The organism is Bacillus cereus group sp. MYBK195-1, assembly GCF_051916605.1.
Lineage (GTDB): Bacteria > Bacillota > Bacilli > Bacillales > Bacillaceae_G > Bacillus_A > Bacillus_A cereus.
This window is the reverse complement of record NZ_JBQAGZ010000001.1, coordinates 473,725-491,086: the sequence shown is the minus strand read 5'-3', so window position 1 is coordinate 491,086 and position 17,362 is coordinate 473,725. Positions and strand designations below refer to the sequence as shown.

Here is a 17,362-nt window from a genome sequence, read left to right as displayed (position 1 = left end):
ATACCCGTTTTCATATATTAAGCAGCTTGCTTTTGGCGTTTTTGAGTTTTTGATCCTAATACTTTCGGGATAACGAAGCCATCCATTCCAAATTTCCCAGCGTTCATACCGGAAACAAGAACAAACATAGATAAGATAACCATCTCAGGGTTCACACCAATTGACCCACTAAACATATAGGAAAAGTTCATTACAAGGCCAAAAAAGACCGCTGTTTTTGTTAAACAGCCTACAATTAAACCAATTCCGACTAAAATTTCTCCCCATGTTACAAGTGTATTAAACAAATCTACATTTGGAATTGCAAATTCTTGTAAGAATGATGCCCACCAAGATTGAACAGCCGGTTGTGCACCTTTAGATTTTTCAATTGCCCCTTGCAAATAACCTGTTGCATCGAATCCTTTTCCTTGTAGTTTACCGATTCCTGCCATTAACCATGTGTAACCAAGATATACTCGAATTACTGCTAATACAAAAGAAACTGCTTTGTTTTCTCTTAAAAATTGAATAACCATATCTTCCTCCTAAAGTTGTAATTAAGTTAGTTACAGATAATATAATAACATTAGTTACTTATTTTTCAAATGTTAATTATGAATAATCTGTGACATGCGTATGAAACATTAAAAACTAATGTTTATATAGTAACTTTTATTACCTGTAAAAACTTGAACATATCATACCACAAGTGATAATCATTTTCATTGAAAAAAATGTAAAAAAAATGTGAGTTAAATGTGAAACACGTTTATTCGAATATAGAATAAACGTGTTTCACACTAATTATAGAATCGAAATGTATGTGTCTCCTCATCAATTAAACTCGCTTCTTGAAACGCTTCTTCTAACGTTTTCCCATGGTTAATAACCCCATAAAATAAGCGTATAGTAAACATAAGTGCTGCATTTCCATCTACATAATCAATCGATCCAATATATGATTTCGCCCCACTATGTAAAAAAGATTTTGCTAGATTTTTCTCCCCTAACGTGCACCCGCTATTTACAATATGTGTATTATGCAATTTTGCATATTTATAAATTTCTTCTGTACCAAAATACCCTCTCGGTTCATCTTGTTCATATACTTCTTCGCCTAACTCTTCCATGACAAACTTCCCTTCTTCACCATGAAAGCAAAAAATAATATAATTAATATCGTTAAATAAGTTCTTTCCAGAAAGAACTTCCACAAAATCTTTCGGTCTACCAATCCAATATGTCACAACCCTTGCACCAAAATATTCAAGAGATGCTCGGATTGATTGCGCCTCTAAATCCGAATTAAAACCAACTACTAATGCAATATTCAACATACAACCCCCATCCTATAATCAGCCCTTATCAATCAGAATTTTATGGGATAAATCCATTTCATATATGCCCGTTTCTTTCAAAAAATCTGATCTAGTTAAAACGACTTTCTGTAAATATTGCCTATATGCTGTAATTGTTCCATCGTGAGATACAATGCAAATTCTTTCAGCACCCAGTTCATAACACCAAAGAAGAAATTCATTTACTATTTGCTGAAAACTATTCTCTGAAATAGTGTTTATACCTTCCTTCCATAACTGATTATTTGAGCTTTTCTCTATCGAAAAATGCGGAAATAACTTTGTTATCATTCCCTGATCTACTATATAATCGCACGGTAATGTTTTCGCTCCTTCTCGATAAGGAAAAATACGCGGGGATACATATGGATGGACGATTTTTTGACAAGCAACTTTCGCACTCCATATTGTCGCCGTTTGCAAAGTTCTAAGTGTAGGGCTAACAATTAATATATCCGTTTCTTGCAATGGTACATCAAGTTGAAGTAATTTAGCTTGAGCCTTTCCTACTCTCGTCAATGGTGGGTCAAACACTTGTAAACTTTCTGGTAAATCCGTTGTATGTTCACCTTCACCATGCCGAACAAAAACGATTTTCATATTCAGCCTCCTCTTACTATAAAATCCTCACACATATTTCTTCCCTATTGCATTCTTTATTCCTGCTGTATAAAAAACGATATGTAAAAAAGGTTTGACACTAATCTTTGTAAAATATTACAATATCACATGTAAAATACTTTTTACACCGAAAGGAGAATTACATATATGAAATGGATAATTGTCTTTATTGGAATGATTGTATGGGGATATATAAACGGCTTCTTTAGTAGTGATAAAACTGCTAATCCTTGGATTACAGATGATGAACGTGAAACAAAAATTAAACAAAAAGCAATTGCGGCAAGCTGGTCCGGTGTTTTTATGTTTTGTACCATTAGCCTCTTAAATAAATGGTTAGGTTTAAGCACAAACGATAAATCACCGTACTTACCAGACCCTATCGCAGCTATTTTAAAGGAAAATGTAGAGTTACAAGTTTTACTCATGCTATTTGTTATGTATGGAATATTTTACTTACATTATCGAAGAAAATTAAGTGCCTAACTTCTAACTCATGATTATCCTCCTAAATGGTTATAGTAATTAGGACGAAATGAAAGGAGCGATAGAAAAATGAGTAACTCGAATGACTTTTTAGATACACTGCATGAAAAACAAGCAAAAGATGAACAAAATAGAAAGCGCCAAGGGAACGGAAACCCAGCGAAAAAAAAGCCAAATAAAACGCATAAATAACAATAAAAAACTGCCTAAAATGATCTTTTAGGCAGTTTTTTATTGTTATTTCACCGAGATGACATTTTCCCAATTCCATTTCTCATAATACCACGCTGGTACATCTATATTTTCAATCCACTTCTTTTCCTGTTTCCCATCTTTATGAACAAGCCATACATCCGCTTTCTTACGGTCTGAACGTATCCAAATTAATTGATTACTCTTCTTCATGAAGATCGGGTGGTAATCCCCTTGCTTGTTCGTTTTCTTTGTGATTTGATGCTGTGCATTACTTGTACTATCGACCTCATACAAAGATGGTAGTGGCCTTTTTTCTGGTGGAGTTTCTATCCCTGCCTCTTTTGCTCGTGAAACGATAATTACTCTATCGTTCTTCCATACAAAATCCCAATCAACATATCCTTTCGGCGTAAATATGTTCTGCTGAAGTGCTGGCAATTCCTTTACTTTTAAATGCTTATTTTCTAATGCAACTCTTCCGCTCCCTTCAATATAAGCTAATATATTTTTTGATGGTGCCCATTGAAACCATTGTGCGTTTAATAACATTTGATCTACTTTTTCAAACCGACTGCCATCTGCACGAACTAAGCAAAGCGTATTACTATCAGCTGACCATGAAGCTGTCGGTACTGCTAAAAATGAAATCCACTTTTGGTCTGGTGACCACTTAAAGCCACTTGCTACTAGCGCTAGGAAATCATCATGTTCATTTGGCAATGCATACAAATGCTTCATTTTGTGAGGATTCATATGTGCATCTTTTTGCACTTCATATAGCTGAGCACCTGTCCATCCTGTTGGAAGTAAGTGCGCTTCAGAGGATACAAGAAAGTTCTTTCCATCGGGGTACCATGCATAATCCCCTACACCAGCCGATACATTTTCAAAATCTGCATTCTTTTTTTCTACATCAAATGTATTTAATGTACCTGTAAATATAAATGCAATTATATTTTCTGTTGGTGACCATTGATAATTTGATGCTTCTGAGTGAAACGGCGTAACTTTCTTTCCATCTTTCATCCGATATAACTCAAGAATACTTTGTTTCTTCCCTTTTACATATGCTAGCCACTCCCCATCATATGACCACTTCGGCCCTGTTATGTACTCTCCTTTTGTAATCTGTATTTCTTTCCCATCAACTTTAATCCAAAGGTTATGATGACGAATAAAAGCAACTTTCACACTATTATTTTCTGCACTAGTAATAGTGATAGAAAATAAAAACATAAACAACACTACACTACCACTTACTATTAGCCTTTTCATACCATCACTCCATTTCCCTCATAGCATTCCTCACTTTCTCCCTACAATATGTGAAAAATATCGATTCGACATAATCAGAAAAAATTTCCCAAGAAATTTTCAATTCATAGAGGATTGGTATGAATTATGTCGAAAGTATAGTTTATCCAACATTTATATTTATAATTTTTAACTAAAATGCAAGATTTTATTTCTGAATATTAGCACTTTTATTAGGGGGAGTATCAATGAAAAAAACTACATCTACACTATTAAGCATGGCGCTTGTCTTTTCTAGTTTTGGAGCTTTAAGCGCTCATGCTGAATCACTACAAAAGGAAAAGCAATTTAGTCCACAATTAAAAACAACGATTGAACAGTGGGGAGAACATAAAATTGCTCAAAATGTTGAAACGAAAACAACAAAAGAAATATCAGTAATTGTAGAATTGCAACACGCACCTCTCGCTGCTCAAAGTAATATTCAGCATGCTCCAGATTTCCAAAATAGTAATGCGCAGTCTTATCATGCTGAGCTAAAAAAAGCACAAGAAGATACGACTAAGAAAATAAAAGAAAAAGCACCTGGTGCAAAAATTAAAGAAGTGTATAATACGTTATTTTCCGGATTCTCTATTTCAGTTCCTGGAGATCAAATTACCTCTCTTGCCTCTTTACCTGAAGTAAAAGCAGTCTATCCGAACTTAACATATAAATTGCATGAAACATCAAAAAGTGCTACTAACGAAGAAGCACCAAATATCGGTGGACCGACAATTGGTGCACCTGAAGCGTGGAATTTAAAAGATCCATCTGGCAAACCGCTTGATGGAAAAGGCATGAAAGTAGCCATTATCGACTCTGGCGTAGACTATACACACCCTGACTTAAAGGCAAATTATATCGGTGGATATGACACGGTTGATGAAGATAACGATCCAATGGATGGTAACGTACATGGTACTCATGTAGCTGGAATTATTGCAGGTAACGGAAAAATTAAAGGCGTTGCTCCAAACGCTTCTATTCTAGCCTATCGTGTAATGAATGACGGTGGAACTGGTACAACAGATGATATTATATTATCCAAGGGATTGAGCGAGCGATTCAAGATGGTGCGGATGTGTTAAACCTCTCCCTTGGGCAGGATTTAAATGTACCTGATCAGCCTGTAACATTAACGTTAGAACGAGCAGCGAAACTTGGTGTTACTGCTGTCGTTTCAAATGGAAATGACGGACCAAAACCTTGGTCTGTTGATGCTCCCGGTAACGCAAGTAGTGTCATTTCTGTTGGAGCATCTACGGTTTCTATCCCGTTTCCAACATTCCAAGTAGCTGGTTCCAGCAAAACATATCAAGGGTTACCGTTATCAAAATCCGATTTTCCAATAGGAAATGATTCCCCTCTTGTATATGTTGGTTATGGCAATCCAAGTGATTATGCAAAACAAGATGTAAAAGGGAAATTCGCACTTATTTTACAAGGTACTTCTAGTACATTAGTAAAAGCAGAACAAGCGAAGCAAGCTGGTGCACTTGGTGTGTTATTAATCTCTAGCGAAAAAGAAATTAATATGATGCCGGAATATTTTTCACGTGAACATCTAGCTGTCCCAGTAACGCAATTATCAAATACAAATGGGGAAGAATTAAAAACTTTAATTACAAAACGAAAGAAAAACATAAAAATTGGACAACCAAAGCAAACAGAACTTATCGGTAACTTTAGTTCAAGAGGACCATCACAAGGAAGTTGGCTAATAAAGCCTGATGTTGTTGCACCTGGAGTACAAATTACTAGTACAGTACCGCGAGGCGGCTATGAATCGCATAACGGAACAAGTATGGCTGCTCCGCAAGTAGCTGGAGCGGTTGCCCTCTTGCGTCAAATGCATCCTGATTGGACGACAGAACAATTGAAAGCGGCTCTTGCCAACAATGCCAAAACATTACATGATGTCAATGAAAATACATACCCTGTTATGGCACAAGGATCTGGTTTAATTAACATTCCGAAAGCAGCTCAAACAAATATATTAGTAAAACCTAACAATGTCAGCTTCGGTCTTATTAAGCCCAATAGCGGAAAAGTAAAACTGACGCAAAATGTTACATTACAAAACCTTTCTAGTAAAAAGAAAAGTTTTTCAACTCGTGTGGAATTACTAGATGCAAACACAAAAACAAAAGTAAAAGCTTCTGTCCCTTCATCGATTAGCATACAACCGAATAGTAGTACCGAAAAACCATTTACTATCACTGTAGATAACTCACTACAACAAGGTGTATATACTGGAAATGTATATGTAAAAGAACAAGGGGCAAAAGAAGAAATTCGAATTCCATTCACATTTAGTATCGATCCTAAAGATTATAAACGTATCGATGGACTTGAAATTATTAATTCTACTTTTAGCCCAAATGGCGACCACGTACTAGATGATAATCTCATCAACTACTATTTAGTTGCGCCTGTGGATGATATCACATTGCATGCAAATTTAGTTACGAAAGAACATGTAACGTATCAAGGGATTATCCATCAAGCTAAAAATGCAACTCCTGGGTATAAACCTTTCAAATGGAATGGTACAAAAGCAGATGGCACTCCTTTAACTGACGGGCTATATCAAATTGAAGCAGTTGCTTCTAATTCTGGCGGAGAAACAAAGCAAACAGCTGCTGTATTTCTTGATCGAACTGCACCTAAGTTAACACACGAGGTTGACCAAGAAAATCTTGTAATTAGAGGAAAAGTTGATGATATTCTACTAGATTGGATGTCAGAATCTGGTTGGATAGCACCTGGTATTCCAGTGAGAATGCAATATGAAATTAACGGAAATGGTGTATGGGAACAGGCATTCCTGAACCCTTGGGAGAAAAGCTATGACATTTATTTCGATCGCACTCAATTACACGAAGGAAAAAATACTATTCACATTGTAGCAACTGATGCAGCTGGCAATACCTCTAATTTAACTGTTAATTTAGAAGTGAAATAAAGTGAAATTTTAATCAGTGGAGATTTCGTTCATCCCCACTGATTATTAGCCTTCACCAATCGGGGGTTCACGAGCAGTTAGGCTCCCATCTTACTTCTTTACTTCTTTACTTCCACTGAATTTTGAGGTAGGAATTTTACTGCTCATTAACACGGGATAAAAAATTTTTGTTGACAATTTTTTTAATATAGTTTTATAATACAAAACATAGTTTAGTTGAACGAATTATATATCGGCTTTGAAGGAATGCTAGTAGCGACTTATATCACTGTCTCAGAGAACTGATGGTTGGTGCGAATCAGTACATATACAAGCGTGAATTACAATTCTGGAGCTTCTTTCCCGTAATGCTTTTTATGGCATGAAGAGAAAGACGGATCTTTCCGTTATCGTAAAGTGAGTGGTAAACAATTAGTTGTTTACAAATAGGGTGGTACCGCGATTTTTATCGTCCCTATCGGATTTTCCGATAGGGACTTTTTTGCATCCATCCTCTTACACAATTTCATATATACGCGTTGAAAGAATCGCAGTAGTATCTTATATCCCTGTTACAGAGAGCTAATGGTCGGTGGAAATTAGCACATATATAAGTATGAATTACAATTCTGGAGCTTCTTTTTCGTAGTGCTTTTATGCATGAAGGAAAAGACGGAATTTTTCCGTTATCATTAATTGAGATGTAAGTATATTTTCTCTTACAAATAGGGTGGTACCGCGATTCTTTCGCCCCTATCGGATTTTCCGATAGGGGCTTTTTCTATTTCTCACAGAAACATATGTTAAATAATTCCGAATCTTATGATAAAATTTTATAAGCGCTTACAAAAATGAAAGGAGGTGATACAAGCTATACGAAATCGATATTCAATTTTATTGAAAAAAAAGGAGGATGTCTAAATGACAAAGAAAACAGAAATCCCATCGCATTTAAAACCATTCGTATCCACACAACATTATGATCAATACACACCGGTGAATCACGCTGTGTGGCGTTATATTATGAGACAAAATCATAGTTTCTTAAAAGACGTTGCTCATCCAGCCTATGTGAACGGACTACAATCATCTGGTATTAATATAGATTCAATTCCAAAAGTAGAAGAAATGAATGAGTGTTTGGCACCAAGTGGCTGGGGCGCTGTAACGATTGACGGACTTATTCCCGGTGTAGCATTCTTCGATTTCCAAGGACACGGATTACTACCAATCGCAACAGATATTCGGAAAGTAGAAAATATCGAGTACACACCAGCTCCAGATATCGTACACGAAGCCGCAGGACACGCACCGATTTTACTTGATCCTACATATGCAAAATATGTGAAACGTTTTGGGCAAATTGGTGCAAAAGCTTTCTCTACAAAAGAAGAACATGATGCATTTGAAGCTGTTCGTACATTAACGATAGTAAAAGAAAGTCCTACTTCTACTCCTGATGAAGTTAAGGCTGCTGAAAATGCTGTAATCGAAAAACAAAACTTAGTTTCTGGTTTATCAGAAGCTGAACAAATTTCACGTCTTTTCTGGTGGACAGTAGAATATGGATTGATTGGAAATATAGATGATCCAAAAATATATGGTGCTGGTCTCCTTTCTTCTGTTGGCGAAAGCAAACATTGCTTAACAGACGCTGTAGAAAAAGTTCCATTTTCTATCGAAGCATGTACAGGGACAACTTATGACGTAACAAAAATGCAACCACAACTATTCGTTTGCAAGTCCTTTGAAGAATTAACAGATGCGCTTGAAACATTTTCTAAAACAATGGCCTTTAAAACAGGTGGAAAAGAAGGTTTAGAAAAAGCAATTCGCTCTGAGAACTATGCAACAGCTGAGCTAAATAGCGGATTACAAATCACAGGTACATTTAGCGAGACAATTGAAAACGATGCAGGTGAATTAATTTACATGCGAACAAATTCGCCAACGGCATTAGCGCTTCATAATAAACAGTTAGCGAATCATTCTACTTCTGTACACAGTGACGGATTTGGAACACCGATTGGATTACTTACTGAAAATATTGCATTAGAAAATTGTACAGACGAACAACTACAATCATTAGGAATTACAATTGGAACTATCGCTGAGTTTACTTTTGCAAGTGGTATTCATGTAAAAGGAACAGTAACAGATATTGTGAAAAACGATAAGAAAATTGCTCTTATTTCCTTTATCGATTGCACAGTTACTTATAACGCCCGCGTTTTATTTGATGCTTCATGGGGCGCATTTGATATGGCTGTTGGCTCACAAATCACTTCAGTATTCCCAGGTGCCGCAGATGCAGCAGCATTTTTCCCAATGGATGAAGAAGTTCAAGAAATTCCTGCTCCGCTTGTACTGAATGAACTCGAGCGTATGTATCAAACAGTTCGAGATATTCGAAGTAAGGGGATTTTACACGACGCGCATATCGATCAATTAGTAGCAATTCAAGAAGTATTAAATAAATTTTATGCGAAAGAATGGTTGCTGCGCCTTGAAGTATTAGAGTTACTTTTAGAGCATAACAAAGGGCATGAAACATCTGCAGCATTACTACATCAACTTTCTACTTTCACAACTGACGAAGCTGTAACACGCCTTATTAACAATGGTCTTGCGTTACTTCCAATAAAGGATGTGAAAAATGATGCTAAGATTAACTGAAGAAGAAGTTCACGAGGAATTATTGAAGGTAGATAAATGGATGGTAAAAGATGAGAAATGGATTGAACGAAAATATATGTTTTCCGACTACTTAAAAGGAGTCGAATTTGTCTCTGAAGCCGCCAAACTATCAGAAGAACATAATCACCATCCATTTATCCTTATCCAGTATAAAGCAGTTATTATTACTTTGTCATCTTGGAATGCAAAAGGTTTAACGAAACTAGATTTTGAGCTTGCAAAACAATTTGATGAACTATTTTTACAAAACGAAAATGCAATTATAAGAAAATAAAAAAGAGAAGCCTTTTTAGGCTTCTCCTTTTATTTTGAAATGGATACAATGTCCAAATGGATCCTCGACTTGTAATATTCCATCTTTGTACGTAGCAATCTTGCCAATATTTTTTAAGCTTTCACATACTTGTTCTTTTTGTTTTTCATCCGCTAGTACAATTGTGAAATATTTCAAACCAACAGAACCTGGCATTTGCGGTGGTACCCCTTCACCTTGCCATGTATTTAAACCGATATGGTGATGATAGCCACCTGCTGATACGAACAACGCTCCATTACGAGCTGGGATCGTTACTTCAAAACCAAGACCATCAACATAGAAACGTTTCGCTTCCTCTAAATCAGCTACATGGAAATGAATATGCCCCATCACAGTACCAGCTGGAAATCCACTCCATGTACTTCCTTGCTGCAATAATTCTTCACCAGCTAACGGGTTACTAACAAATGGGAGCTCTCCATTCTCATCACGCCAAACTTCTTTTTGTCGATCATGATAAATTTCAATCCCGTTTCCATCTGGATCAGCTAAATAAAGAGCTTCACTAAAGTAATGATCGGCCCCGCCATGTAGTGGATATACCATTTCTACAAGATGACGAAGAACATTCGCTAAATCCTGCCTACTTGGTAATAAAATTGCGTAATGATATAACCCTGTTCTTCCTCTTTGCTTCGGAAAAGCTTCTTTCTTTTCTTCAATGATAAGAAGTGGTTCATCATTTTCATTCCCAAATGTAACGACTGCTTTTTCTTCTTTTAGCACCTTCATACTTAGTACTTCCGTATAAAACTCTAGTGATTTCTTTACATTAGATACGTATAAATGAACAACATCAAGTGTTGTATTGGGATGAAGTTGAAAACTCATCTTGTTAGCCTCCCCCATTTAAATTATTTCTTCTTTGACATTTTTTCTTTTAAGAAATTATCTACAAAACCATCAGCTTTTGCAACAAATAAGTATGCACCCATTGCTAATAATGCAAGTTCTAATTCGAAACCAGGATTTTTTCCATCTCCCAATAAACCAGCTGACCATTTCACTTTTACGATTGCTCCAACCATAACAAGTGCAAATAATAATCCAATATATCTTACACCTAAACCTAGAATTAATAATAGGCCTCCAACTAATTCAAATGTTGCTACACCGTATGCAAGTCCTCCTGGTAAACCAATGCTTGTAAACCACCCTGCAATATTGTCAATTCCTGATTGGAATTTTGTTAAACCGTGCATGAAGAATGTTACCCCTAACACGATACGAATAATTAAGTTACCAATATGTTGATTCATTTCTTTCTCTCCTTTATAGTTTTATTATATAAAACTTTTATTCACATTACAAAACATACACTAATTTTTTTTATTCGTCAATTCATTTTCACTGGGAAAAAATATATTTTTTTTGCTATGATACAAATAGTTGTTTACAAAAAGGAGCTTGATTTTATGAATATTGGTTCTGCAATACGTGAAATTCGTCAACGTAGGGGCATAACAATCGCACAAATTTGTGAGGGAACAGGTCTTTCTAAAGGATTTATGAGTCAGGTTGAAAATAATAAAACATCACCATCTATCTCAACTTTAGAAACGATCTCCAATTTTTTAAACGTTCCCCTTCCCTATTTATTGTTAGAGCAAAAAGATCGATTAAAAATTGTCAAAAAAGAAGAACGGAAATACAGTGTATACGGCAAAGATGAGCAAAGAATTGAACATGTTGCGGAGCAAGGGGGCCTTCGCCTATCTTTAGTAGAAATCCCTACTGGATTCCCGAAAGAAAACTCACCAAATGCCCATGAAGGGGAAGAATGTCACCTTGTATTACGCGGAAAACTAGAAGTTCAGCACGGTGAAGATATTGCAATTGTAGAAGAAGGTGATTCTTTCTCATGGAATGCATGTGTTCCTCATATTGTTCGTAATATAGGAGAAGAAACTGCATTATTACTCATCTCTAGTTATGCAGAAAATCGAAAACGTGTTTACTAAATAATAAAAAAGAAGCCTGTTAAACAGGCTTCTTTTTTATCCCCTTATAATTCCATAACTTGTCCCAACTAGTACAGTCTTTTCATGCTGATTGCGATAAACTGACTCGATTGAAACTTTTTTATAGCCTTCCATTTGCTCAACATTTGTTAAAGTTAGTTCACAAGTGATCGTATCTCCTGTGAACACTGGTCTAATAAACTCACTTACTAATTCTCTTGCTATGTAATGTAACTCTTCTCCCACTTTCGTCCCAATGCTAGCAGTCAATAAACCATGAACCATTAATCTTCCATCTTCATCGTATTCCACATGGTGTCTACCTTTATCACCGGTAATATTTGCAAATTCAAAAACCTCTTCCTCAGTAAATCTTCTTTCATATTTAAATACATCCCCAACTTTTATACTCATTTTTATCCCCCTAGAAATAAACAGAATTTTCTTTTATTTTATCATAAAACGAGCCTCAATCCATTCTCTATTATCAAAAGTCTCAAAATTACCTCGCTATACTTTTTTACTTGCCATTCATTTATCGGTGACCATCTCTTTTGGCGACTTGATATCCATAATACGCACATGTTCCATTTCTCGATAGCTCTCTAACTTCAAATCCACAGCTTCTATAAAAATCAAAATTGTTCGCAGAAGTATGTGCAAACCAGTCACCATGTGGTAGCTTTTGCAAACAAAGAGCGACAAGTTTCTTACCTAATCCCTTCCCTCTATATTCACATTTCACAACTAAATTTACTATGTTCGCGACCATGATTCCATCAGAAATGACTCTAACCATGGCAATCATCTCTTCTTCATCCCAGATTGTGAATGCCCATGTTGAATTTTCAAATGCTATCGTGAATTTTTCAATTTGCCAAGAAGGGATATTATCATTGCTCCAACCGGCATCTTCAAATAAAGTCTTAATTGCATATGCAGGTACACCATTCGTTCCCTCACGAATAATAAGTCCATTATGATAAATGTACATGTAATCCCCCCTTTATTTTTATATACCATTCTTCAAAAAATGCAATTAACCTTTTTTCATCCAACGCGCCTAATGGAATAAACGAGAACATCCATCCCATGAAATGAAGTTGTTTTCTCATAACTAAGCCCCGTTTTTCTAGCGACAAAGATTGAGGCGGGGTGGTCCGGATTAATAAGAGAAATCAATTTATTCATTCGTAACGCTTGGAAGCCATAGTCTCGAAATGCTGCCGCTGCTTCTTTCGCATAGCCTTTTCCCCAATACTGAGGTAATAACCAATAACCAATTTCAATTTCCTCTTTTCCATCTATCTGCTGCTTTACTAATCCTGCATGACCAATCCGTATCCCCGTTTCCTTTTCAATTAATACAAATAAACCGAGGCCGTTTTTATAGCTAGGAATTACCCACTCTTCCAAACTTTTTTTACATTGCATATATGTTTTTAAATTCCCATTTCCAATATAGCGCATTACTTTTTCGTTTCCCCATAGTGAAGCGTAGAACTGTAAATCATCCATTGTATATTTACGAATTTGTAAACGGTCTGTATGAAACATTCCTTCACTCCTTTCTACTAATTTCTTCTTAATTTCACAATCATATTTTGTATGCACAATAAATGTTACCATTTATTATAAATGAATCAACTACATAACACAGAATATTCAATCTTATAGAAACAAAAAAAGCAGTAGACAAATATTGTCCACTGCATCCATATCATAACTAGCATAAAGAAAACTACAATTGAGGGGGGTGTAGGATTTTCAAATATACTAGATACTTATCCCGTTCTAACGGGCGGTAAACTTTCCAATTGTTTCAAGTGAAAAGTTTACCGCACATAAGAACTTCCTTCGTTCATTAAGATAGTATTGCTAAATAATCATATACACGCTTAGATTTCTCTCCACCCATTCGTGCATGTTGAAGAAGAGAAATACCATGAGGACCAGATGCGCGCAATGCTTCTGGTTGAGCTACTAAAATAGCTTGTACAACTTCTAATTCACCAAGCATAGCTGCTGCAAAAATATCCATCCGAGCACCCTTTTCTAGTAAATAAAGAGCAATATCTTTACGACCTACATGTGCCGATGCGCCTAACGCACTTTCCCAATCTGATCCACCCCAATTATAAGAGGCGTGAAGTAAGCTTGGTGATTCAACCAATAGCTCTTGTACTTTCTCTAAATCCCCGTGAGCTGCCATAACAAATTTTCTTACTAATTCAATGGTAATACGCTCTTCTGTTTGCATCGCTCTTCTCCCCTTTTAGAAATTCGTTTCGGTGTAAAAAAAGGCTTGTCACTTCCCTGAAAAATATCTACATCTATGCCAAATATATGTTGAAACATTTCATGGCATAGTACTTCTTCTGGTATACCATCATACTGAATTTTCCCTCGCTTTAATACAAGTAAACGATCGCTATATTGAGCAGCTTGGTTAATGTCATGTAAAACCATTATAATTGTCATTCCAAACTCCTCATTTAATCGTTTCACAAGTTCCATTACTTCCAACTGGTGAACGATATCTAAAAAGGTTGTTGGTTCATCCAATAATAAGACATTTGTACGTTGCGCTAGCGTCATCGCAATCCAAGCACGTTGCCGTTCTCCTCCTGATAAAGAATGTAAAAGACGATATTCACACCCTTCAAGATTTGTAACAGACAATGCCCAATCAACAATTTCTTCATCTTCTTTATTTAAGTGGCTACTCCATGATTTATGTGGACCTCTTCCGAACTCAATTAGTTCTTTCACTGTTAAATCTAATTGATGATCATGCATTTGTGGTAACATTGCTAATTGCTTCGCTACATCAGCACTCTTCATCATATGAATATTTTTCCCATCTAAAATGATGTCCCCTTCGCTTTGTTTCAGTAGCCTTGCTATTAAACGAAGCAAAGTAGATTTTCCCGATCCATTCGGACCAATTAAACTAACGATTTCTCCAGCCTTAATATGTACATTCATATTTTGCATTTGAAATCTTTCAGAGTGTGCGTAAAACACTTTGTTAACGGAAATCACTTTGTTTTCCTCCTCTATGAATTAAATATAAGAAGAACGGACCACCTAAGAAGGACAGTAAAATACCAACAGGCAATTCGATTGGGTCAAACCAACTTCGAGCTATTGCATCCGCAAAAACAAGTAATACCCCGCCGCCAAGGCATGATAAAGGTAGCAAATATCTATAATCATTTCCAACTAATAAACGTAGCATATGTGGTACGACAAGACCGACAAATCCAATCAGACCAGACACACTTACTGCAATTCCAGCTAATAATGTACTTACTACGATTAAATAAAACCGACTTTTTTCCACGTTATGTCCTAATAACTTTGCCATTTCATCTCCAAGCATTAACACTCGAATATGCTTAATACCAAAGAAAGCTAATATAATGGCGAATATTGCATAATAAATAATCATATTTAAATGTGCCCAACTTACACCACCAATACCACCCGCTAGCCACGGTAACACCGATTGTACTTTGTCACTATGTAATAACATTAATGCTGACGTTGCTGCACCAATTAATGCATTGATCGACACCCCTACTAAGACGATTCTTGAAGGTGGTGCCCCTTTTTGCCATGATAAAGCATAAATAACCATCGCTGTTATGAAAGCTCCTAAAAACGCCCCTAGTGGTAAAAAAGCTAGATGCTGTGGGAATAAAATCATGATGACAATTGCTACAAGGCCTGCCCCAGATGAAACTCCGATAATACCAGGATCTGCAAGAGGGTTTCTCATAACTCCTTGTAGCAGTGTACCAGATGCAGCTAAACATGTTCCTACTATAAACCCAATGAGCACTCTCGGTATGCGAAGATCCCATACAATTCGATGAACTGTCGAACCTTCATCTTGTATACCCGTTAGAATATCTCGTACAGAAAAGGATAAACTTCCTGCGAAAAGACCGTAAAAGAGACCTAGGATTGTTAATACAACTAAAGTAACTGCTATTATCCATCTTTTTTTCGCAAAAGGATGTTCCTTTTCTCTTACTACTTCACTACTTTCCATACGTATCATTTCCTTACATCTTGTATACTTTTATACATAAAGTCCATTGCTTCTGTAACTTTTGTACCAGGATTAGATCCAAATAAATCAGGTGGCAAAATAACTACGCGGTTTTGTTTTACTGCCTCTAAATTTTTCCACGCTTCATTTTTCATCATTTCGCCTTCGAATGCTTTTTTCACACTTTTTGGATCTCCGTGTGTAATTAAATAAATCACATCTGGATTCGCCTCAATAATACGTTCTACACTTAGCTGTGCATATTGCGGATATTCTTTCGTTTCTGGAAAATCAGAAGCAATATTTTTTCCGCCTGTTTTTTCTAAAATATCACCTGATAAAGATGTTGGTAATGCCGCTAAATAAGTTCCTGGTGCGCCATACACTAGCAATGCTTTCACATCGCTCTTTTTCTCATATTTCTTCATTTGATCATTCATTTTTTGAATAATTTCTTTTGCTTTATCTTCTTTCTTCATTACCGTTCCATATAATTCAATATTCTTTTGAATATCTTGTACAGAATTCGCAGAAGAAATGATAACTTGCGTTCCTTGTCCTTCAACCGTTGGCACATTCTTTTGGAATCCATTGTTAGCAACAAGTACATCGGGCTTTAAACTAACAATTTGCTCAAAATTCGGTTGATGTGCATTCCCAATTACTTGTGCTTTCTTTAGCTCATCCGGAAGAGTTAATTTCGTATCCGGGCGACCTACTATTTTTCCACCTAAAGCATGAATAATATCCATGTCCCCCATACTTAATGTTGCAAAACTTTCTGGCACTTTATCGAATGTTACCTTTCTTCCTGATAGGTCGGTAATTTCGATTTTCTCTTTTCCTTTTTCTGTTTTGGTTGCAGACGCTTTTTCGTCCCCTTTGGCACTGCAACCTATTAACAAGAAAAAAATAGATAAAATCGCTGTAAATAGCGTAATAGATTTTTTCATTTCTTCACCTCTAATTGATAATGATAATCATTAACTACTATTCTACTTTAATTGATAAGGATTATCATTGTCAATACGAAACGCATATATTTTCCTACAAAAAACAAAAAGCGCGACAAAAAGATTTTTTCTTTTCGCTGCGCTCTAGTTAACAATATTATTCACATTCATTTTCCTCTAGCTGGTCACGCATCACTTTCACACGCTGAAAGAAAAAGAACGATAAGCTTAAAAATATAACGATGCTCCCCATCATAACAAAAAATTGGATTGTCTCTTTTGCTCCACTCGGAATCAATAAGCCAACCATTAACAATGTACTTACAGCGAGAAGCATTTGTCCAAACCGAGTATAATCTTCTATTTTTCCTTTTAATTCTTTCATTATATTCTCACTCCTCCATTTCACTGTATCATATTCTATGAAACTGAAAGACCAGTAAATACAGCCATTCTGGGAGATATTTTCCAATAAAAAAAAGAGCCGCTTTTA

19 protein-coding genes, 1 pseudogene and 2 other annotated features are annotated in these 17,362 nt (G+C 36.0%); of the genes and pseudogenes, 6 read left to right on the top strand and 14 right to left on the bottom strand.

Features of this window, described 5'->3' with window-relative positions; all coding sequences use genetic code 11:
• Window positions 1-17: 17 nt before the first annotated feature.
• The 3 genes from ACTFRY_RS02645 to ACTFRY_RS02635 all read right to left on the bottom strand — a co-directional run bounded on the left by ACTFRY_RS02645 (window position 18) and on the right by ACTFRY_RS02635 (window position 1,940).
• A complete protein-coding gene (locus ACTFRY_RS02645) occupies window positions 18-518 on the bottom strand; it encodes a DoxX family protein (RefSeq protein ID WP_000236612.1) in 501 nt (166 codons plus the stop codon).
• 264 nt (window positions 519-782) lie between these two features.
• Window positions 783-1,319, bottom strand: a complete 537-nt coding sequence (locus ACTFRY_RS02640; protein WP_000931924.1) for a hypothetical protein — start codon at window positions 1,317-1,319, stop codon at window positions 783-785.
• 18 nt (window positions 1,320-1,337) lie between these two features.
• Window positions 1,338-1,940, bottom strand: coding sequence for a histidine phosphatase family protein (locus ACTFRY_RS02635; RefSeq protein WP_098616180.1), 603 nt, complete (start codon window positions 1,938-1,940; stop codon window positions 1,338-1,340).
• Window positions 1,941-2,108: 168 nt separating this feature from the next.
• On the opposite strand from ACTFRY_RS02635, the gene ACTFRY_RS02630 reads away from it, so the two are divergent.
• Both ACTFRY_RS02630 and ACTFRY_RS02625 read left to right on the top strand, forming a co-directional pair.
• On the top strand, window positions 2,109-2,447 hold the full coding sequence (locus ACTFRY_RS02630) for a hypothetical protein (protein ID WP_000871145.1): 339 nt from the start codon (window positions 2,109-2,111) through the stop codon (window positions 2,445-2,447).
• A 69-nt stretch (window positions 2,448-2,516) separates the two neighbouring features.
• The gene (locus tag ACTFRY_RS02625; RefSeq protein ID WP_000071861.1) at window positions 2,517-2,639 is read left to right on the top strand and encodes a DUF4023 domain-containing protein; all 123 of its coding nucleotides are present in this window, start codon (window positions 2,517-2,519) and stop codon (window positions 2,637-2,639) included.
• Window positions 2,640-2,684: 45 nt separating this feature from the next.
• Here the strand turns inward: ACTFRY_RS02625 and ACTFRY_RS02620 are convergent, their stop codons facing one another.
• Window positions 2,685-3,917, bottom strand: a complete 1,233-nt coding sequence (locus tag ACTFRY_RS02620) for a TolB family protein (RefSeq protein WP_016118647.1) — start codon at window positions 3,915-3,917, stop codon at window positions 2,685-2,687.
• A gap of 227 nt (window positions 3,918-4,144) precedes the next feature.
• Here ACTFRY_RS02620 and ACTFRY_RS02615 point away from each other — a divergent pair.
• The 3 genes and pseudogenes from ACTFRY_RS02615 (at window position 4,145) to ACTFRY_RS02605 (ending at window position 9,853) form a co-directional block, all read left to right on the top strand.
• Window positions 4,145-6,903 (top strand): annotated as a pseudogene (locus ACTFRY_RS02615) (S8 family peptidase).
• A gap of 229 nt (window positions 6,904-7,132) precedes the next feature.
• Window positions 7,133-7,362 (top strand) — a binding site (T-box leader).
• A 50-nt stretch (window positions 7,363-7,412) separates the two neighbouring features.
• Window positions 7,413-7,640, top strand: a binding site (T-box leader).
• 163 nt (window positions 7,641-7,803) lie between these two features.
• Entirely contained in the window at window positions 7,804-9,558 is a 1,755-nt protein-coding gene (locus ACTFRY_RS02610; RefSeq protein ID WP_098616179.1) for an aromatic amino acid hydroxylase, read from the top strand.
• Window positions 9,539-9,853: a 4a-hydroxytetrahydrobiopterin dehydratase gene (locus ACTFRY_RS02605; RefSeq protein WP_000979538.1), complete on the top strand. Its 315-nt coding sequence runs from the start codon at window positions 9,539-9,541 to the stop codon at window positions 9,851-9,853. The genes ACTFRY_RS02610 and ACTFRY_RS02605 overlap by 20 nt, the downstream gene beginning before the upstream one ends.
• A 15-nt stretch (window positions 9,854-9,868) precedes the next feature.
• Here the strand turns inward: ACTFRY_RS02605 and ACTFRY_RS02600 are convergent, their stop codons facing one another.
• Complete coding sequence (locus ACTFRY_RS02600) at window positions 9,869-10,726, bottom strand: VOC family protein (protein ID WP_000009857.1); 858 nt, start codon at window positions 10,724-10,726, stop codon at window positions 9,869-9,871.
• A 23-nt stretch (window positions 10,727-10,749) separates the two neighbouring features.
• Window positions 10,750-11,154 carry a DoxX family protein gene (locus tag ACTFRY_RS02595; RefSeq protein ID WP_001071552.1) on the bottom strand — a complete coding sequence of 135 codons (405 nt, stop codon included), beginning with the start codon at window positions 11,152-11,154 and terminating at the stop codon, window positions 10,750-10,752.
• A 156-nt stretch (window positions 11,155-11,310) separates the two neighbouring features.
• Here ACTFRY_RS02595 and ACTFRY_RS02590 point away from each other — a divergent pair, with 156 nt between their 5' ends.
• Entirely contained in the window at window positions 11,311-11,856 is a 546-nt protein-coding gene (locus ACTFRY_RS02590) for a helix-turn-helix domain-containing protein (protein ID WP_001020693.1), read from the top strand.
• Between the two features lie 36 nt (window positions 11,857-11,892).
• Here the strand turns inward: ACTFRY_RS02590 and ACTFRY_RS02585 are convergent, their stop codons facing one another.
• The 8 genes from ACTFRY_RS02585 to ACTFRY_RS02550 all read right to left on the bottom strand — a co-directional run bounded on the left by ACTFRY_RS02585 (window position 11,893) and on the right by ACTFRY_RS02550 (window position 17,254).
• Window positions 11,893-12,270 carry a MaoC/PaaZ C-terminal domain-containing protein gene (locus ACTFRY_RS02585; protein ID WP_000025014.1) on the bottom strand — a complete coding sequence of 126 codons (378 nt, stop codon included), beginning with the start codon at window positions 12,268-12,270 and terminating at the stop codon, window positions 11,893-11,895.
• A gap of 121 nt (window positions 12,271-12,391) precedes the next feature.
• The gene (locus ACTFRY_RS02580) at window positions 12,392-12,850 is read right to left on the bottom strand and encodes a GNAT family N-acetyltransferase (protein WP_000276114.1); all 459 of its coding nucleotides are present in this window, start codon (window positions 12,848-12,850) and stop codon (window positions 12,392-12,394) included.
• Between the two features lie 56 nt (window positions 12,851-12,906).
• Entirely contained in the window at window positions 12,907-13,485 is a 579-nt protein-coding gene (locus ACTFRY_RS02575) for a GNAT family N-acetyltransferase (protein ID WP_136986246.1), read from the bottom strand.
• Window positions 13,486-13,720: 235 nt separating this feature from the next.
• Window positions 13,721-14,116: an ankyrin repeat domain-containing protein gene (locus ACTFRY_RS02570; RefSeq protein ID WP_016118650.1), complete on the bottom strand. Its 396-nt coding sequence runs from the start codon at window positions 14,114-14,116 to the stop codon at window positions 13,721-13,723.
• Window positions 14,083-14,901, bottom strand: coding sequence for an ABC transporter ATP-binding protein (locus tag ACTFRY_RS02565; protein ID WP_098616178.1), 819 nt, complete (start codon window positions 14,899-14,901; stop codon window positions 14,083-14,085). Before ACTFRY_RS02565 ends, ACTFRY_RS02570 begins: the two co-directional genes overlap by 34 nt.
• Entirely contained in the window at window positions 14,888-15,916 is a 1,029-nt protein-coding gene (locus tag ACTFRY_RS02560; RefSeq protein WP_002000971.1) for a FecCD family ABC transporter permease, read from the bottom strand. The genes ACTFRY_RS02565 and ACTFRY_RS02560 overlap by 14 nt, the downstream gene beginning before the upstream one ends.
• 5 nt (window positions 15,917-15,921) lie before the next feature.
• On the bottom strand, window positions 15,922-16,869 hold the full coding sequence (locus tag ACTFRY_RS02555) for an ABC transporter substrate-binding protein (RefSeq protein WP_000748455.1): 948 nt from the start codon (window positions 16,867-16,869) through the stop codon (window positions 15,922-15,924).
• A 157-nt stretch (window positions 16,870-17,026) separates the two neighbouring features.
• Window positions 17,027-17,254, bottom strand: a complete 228-nt coding sequence (locus ACTFRY_RS02550; protein ID WP_000661265.1) for a YrhC family protein — start codon at window positions 17,252-17,254, stop codon at window positions 17,027-17,029.
• Between the last annotated feature and the right edge of the window lie 108 nt (window positions 17,255-17,362).

Excerpts from the sequence above, each read along its gene's own strand:
- ACTFRY_RS02645 (WP_000236612.1), bottom strand. The coding sequence starts at position 518 with ATGGTTATTCAATTTTTAAGAGAAAACAAAGCAGTTTCTTTTGTATTA.
- ACTFRY_RS02640 (WP_000931924.1), bottom strand. The coding sequence starts at position 1,319 with ATGTTGAATATTGCATTAGTAGTTGGTTTTAATTCGGATTTAGAGGCG.
- ACTFRY_RS02635 (WP_098616180.1), bottom strand. The coding sequence starts at position 1,940 with ATGAAAATCGTTTTTGTTCGGCATGGTGAAGGTGAACATACAACGGAT.
- ACTFRY_RS02630 (WP_000871145.1), top strand. The coding sequence starts at position 2,109 with ATGAAATGGATAATTGTCTTTATTGGAATGATTGTATGGGGATATATA.
- ACTFRY_RS02625 (WP_000071861.1), top strand. The coding sequence starts at position 2,517 with ATGAGTAACTCGAATGACTTTTTAGATACACTGCATGAAAAACAAGCA.
- ACTFRY_RS02620 (WP_016118647.1), bottom strand. The coding sequence starts at position 3,917 with ATGAAAAGGCTAATAGTAAGTGGTAGTGTAGTGTTGTTTATGTTTTTA.
- ACTFRY_RS02610 (WP_098616179.1), top strand. The coding sequence starts at position 7,804 with ATGACAAAGAAAACAGAAATCCCATCGCATTTAAAACCATTCGTATCC.
- ACTFRY_RS02605 (WP_000979538.1), top strand. The coding sequence starts at position 9,539 with ATGATGCTAAGATTAACTGAAGAAGAAGTTCACGAGGAATTATTGAAG.
- ACTFRY_RS02600 (WP_000009857.1), bottom strand. The coding sequence starts at position 10,726 with ATGAGTTTTCAACTTCATCCCAATACAACACTTGATGTTGTTCATTTA.
- ACTFRY_RS02595 (WP_001071552.1), bottom strand. The coding sequence starts at position 11,154 with ATGAATCAACATATTGGTAACTTAATTATTCGTATCGTGTTAGGGGTA.
- ACTFRY_RS02590 (WP_001020693.1), top strand. The coding sequence starts at position 11,311 with ATGAATATTGGTTCTGCAATACGTGAAATTCGTCAACGTAGGGGCATA.
- ACTFRY_RS02585 (WP_000025014.1), bottom strand. The coding sequence starts at position 12,270 with ATGAGTATAAAAGTTGGGGATGTATTTAAATATGAAAGAAGATTTACT.
- ACTFRY_RS02580 (WP_000276114.1), bottom strand. The coding sequence starts at position 12,850 with ATGTACATTTATCATAATGGACTTATTATTCGTGAGGGAACGAATGGT.
- ACTFRY_RS02575 (WP_136986246.1), bottom strand. The coding sequence starts at position 13,485 with ATGGTAACATTTATTGTGCATACAAAATATGATTGTGAAATTAAGAAG.
- ACTFRY_RS02570 (WP_016118650.1), bottom strand. The coding sequence starts at position 14,116 with ATGCAAACAGAAGAGCGTATTACCATTGAATTAGTAAGAAAATTTGTT.
- ACTFRY_RS02560 (WP_002000971.1), bottom strand. The coding sequence starts at position 15,916 with ATGGAAAGTAGTGAAGTAGTAAGAGAAAAGGAACATCCTTTTGCGAAA.
- ACTFRY_RS02555 (WP_000748455.1), bottom strand. The coding sequence starts at position 16,869 with ATGAAAAAATCTATTACGCTATTTACAGCGATTTTATCTATTTTTTTC.
- ACTFRY_RS02550 (WP_000661265.1), bottom strand. The coding sequence starts at position 17,254 with ATGAAAGAATTAAAAGGAAAAATAGAAGATTATACTCGGTTTGGACAA.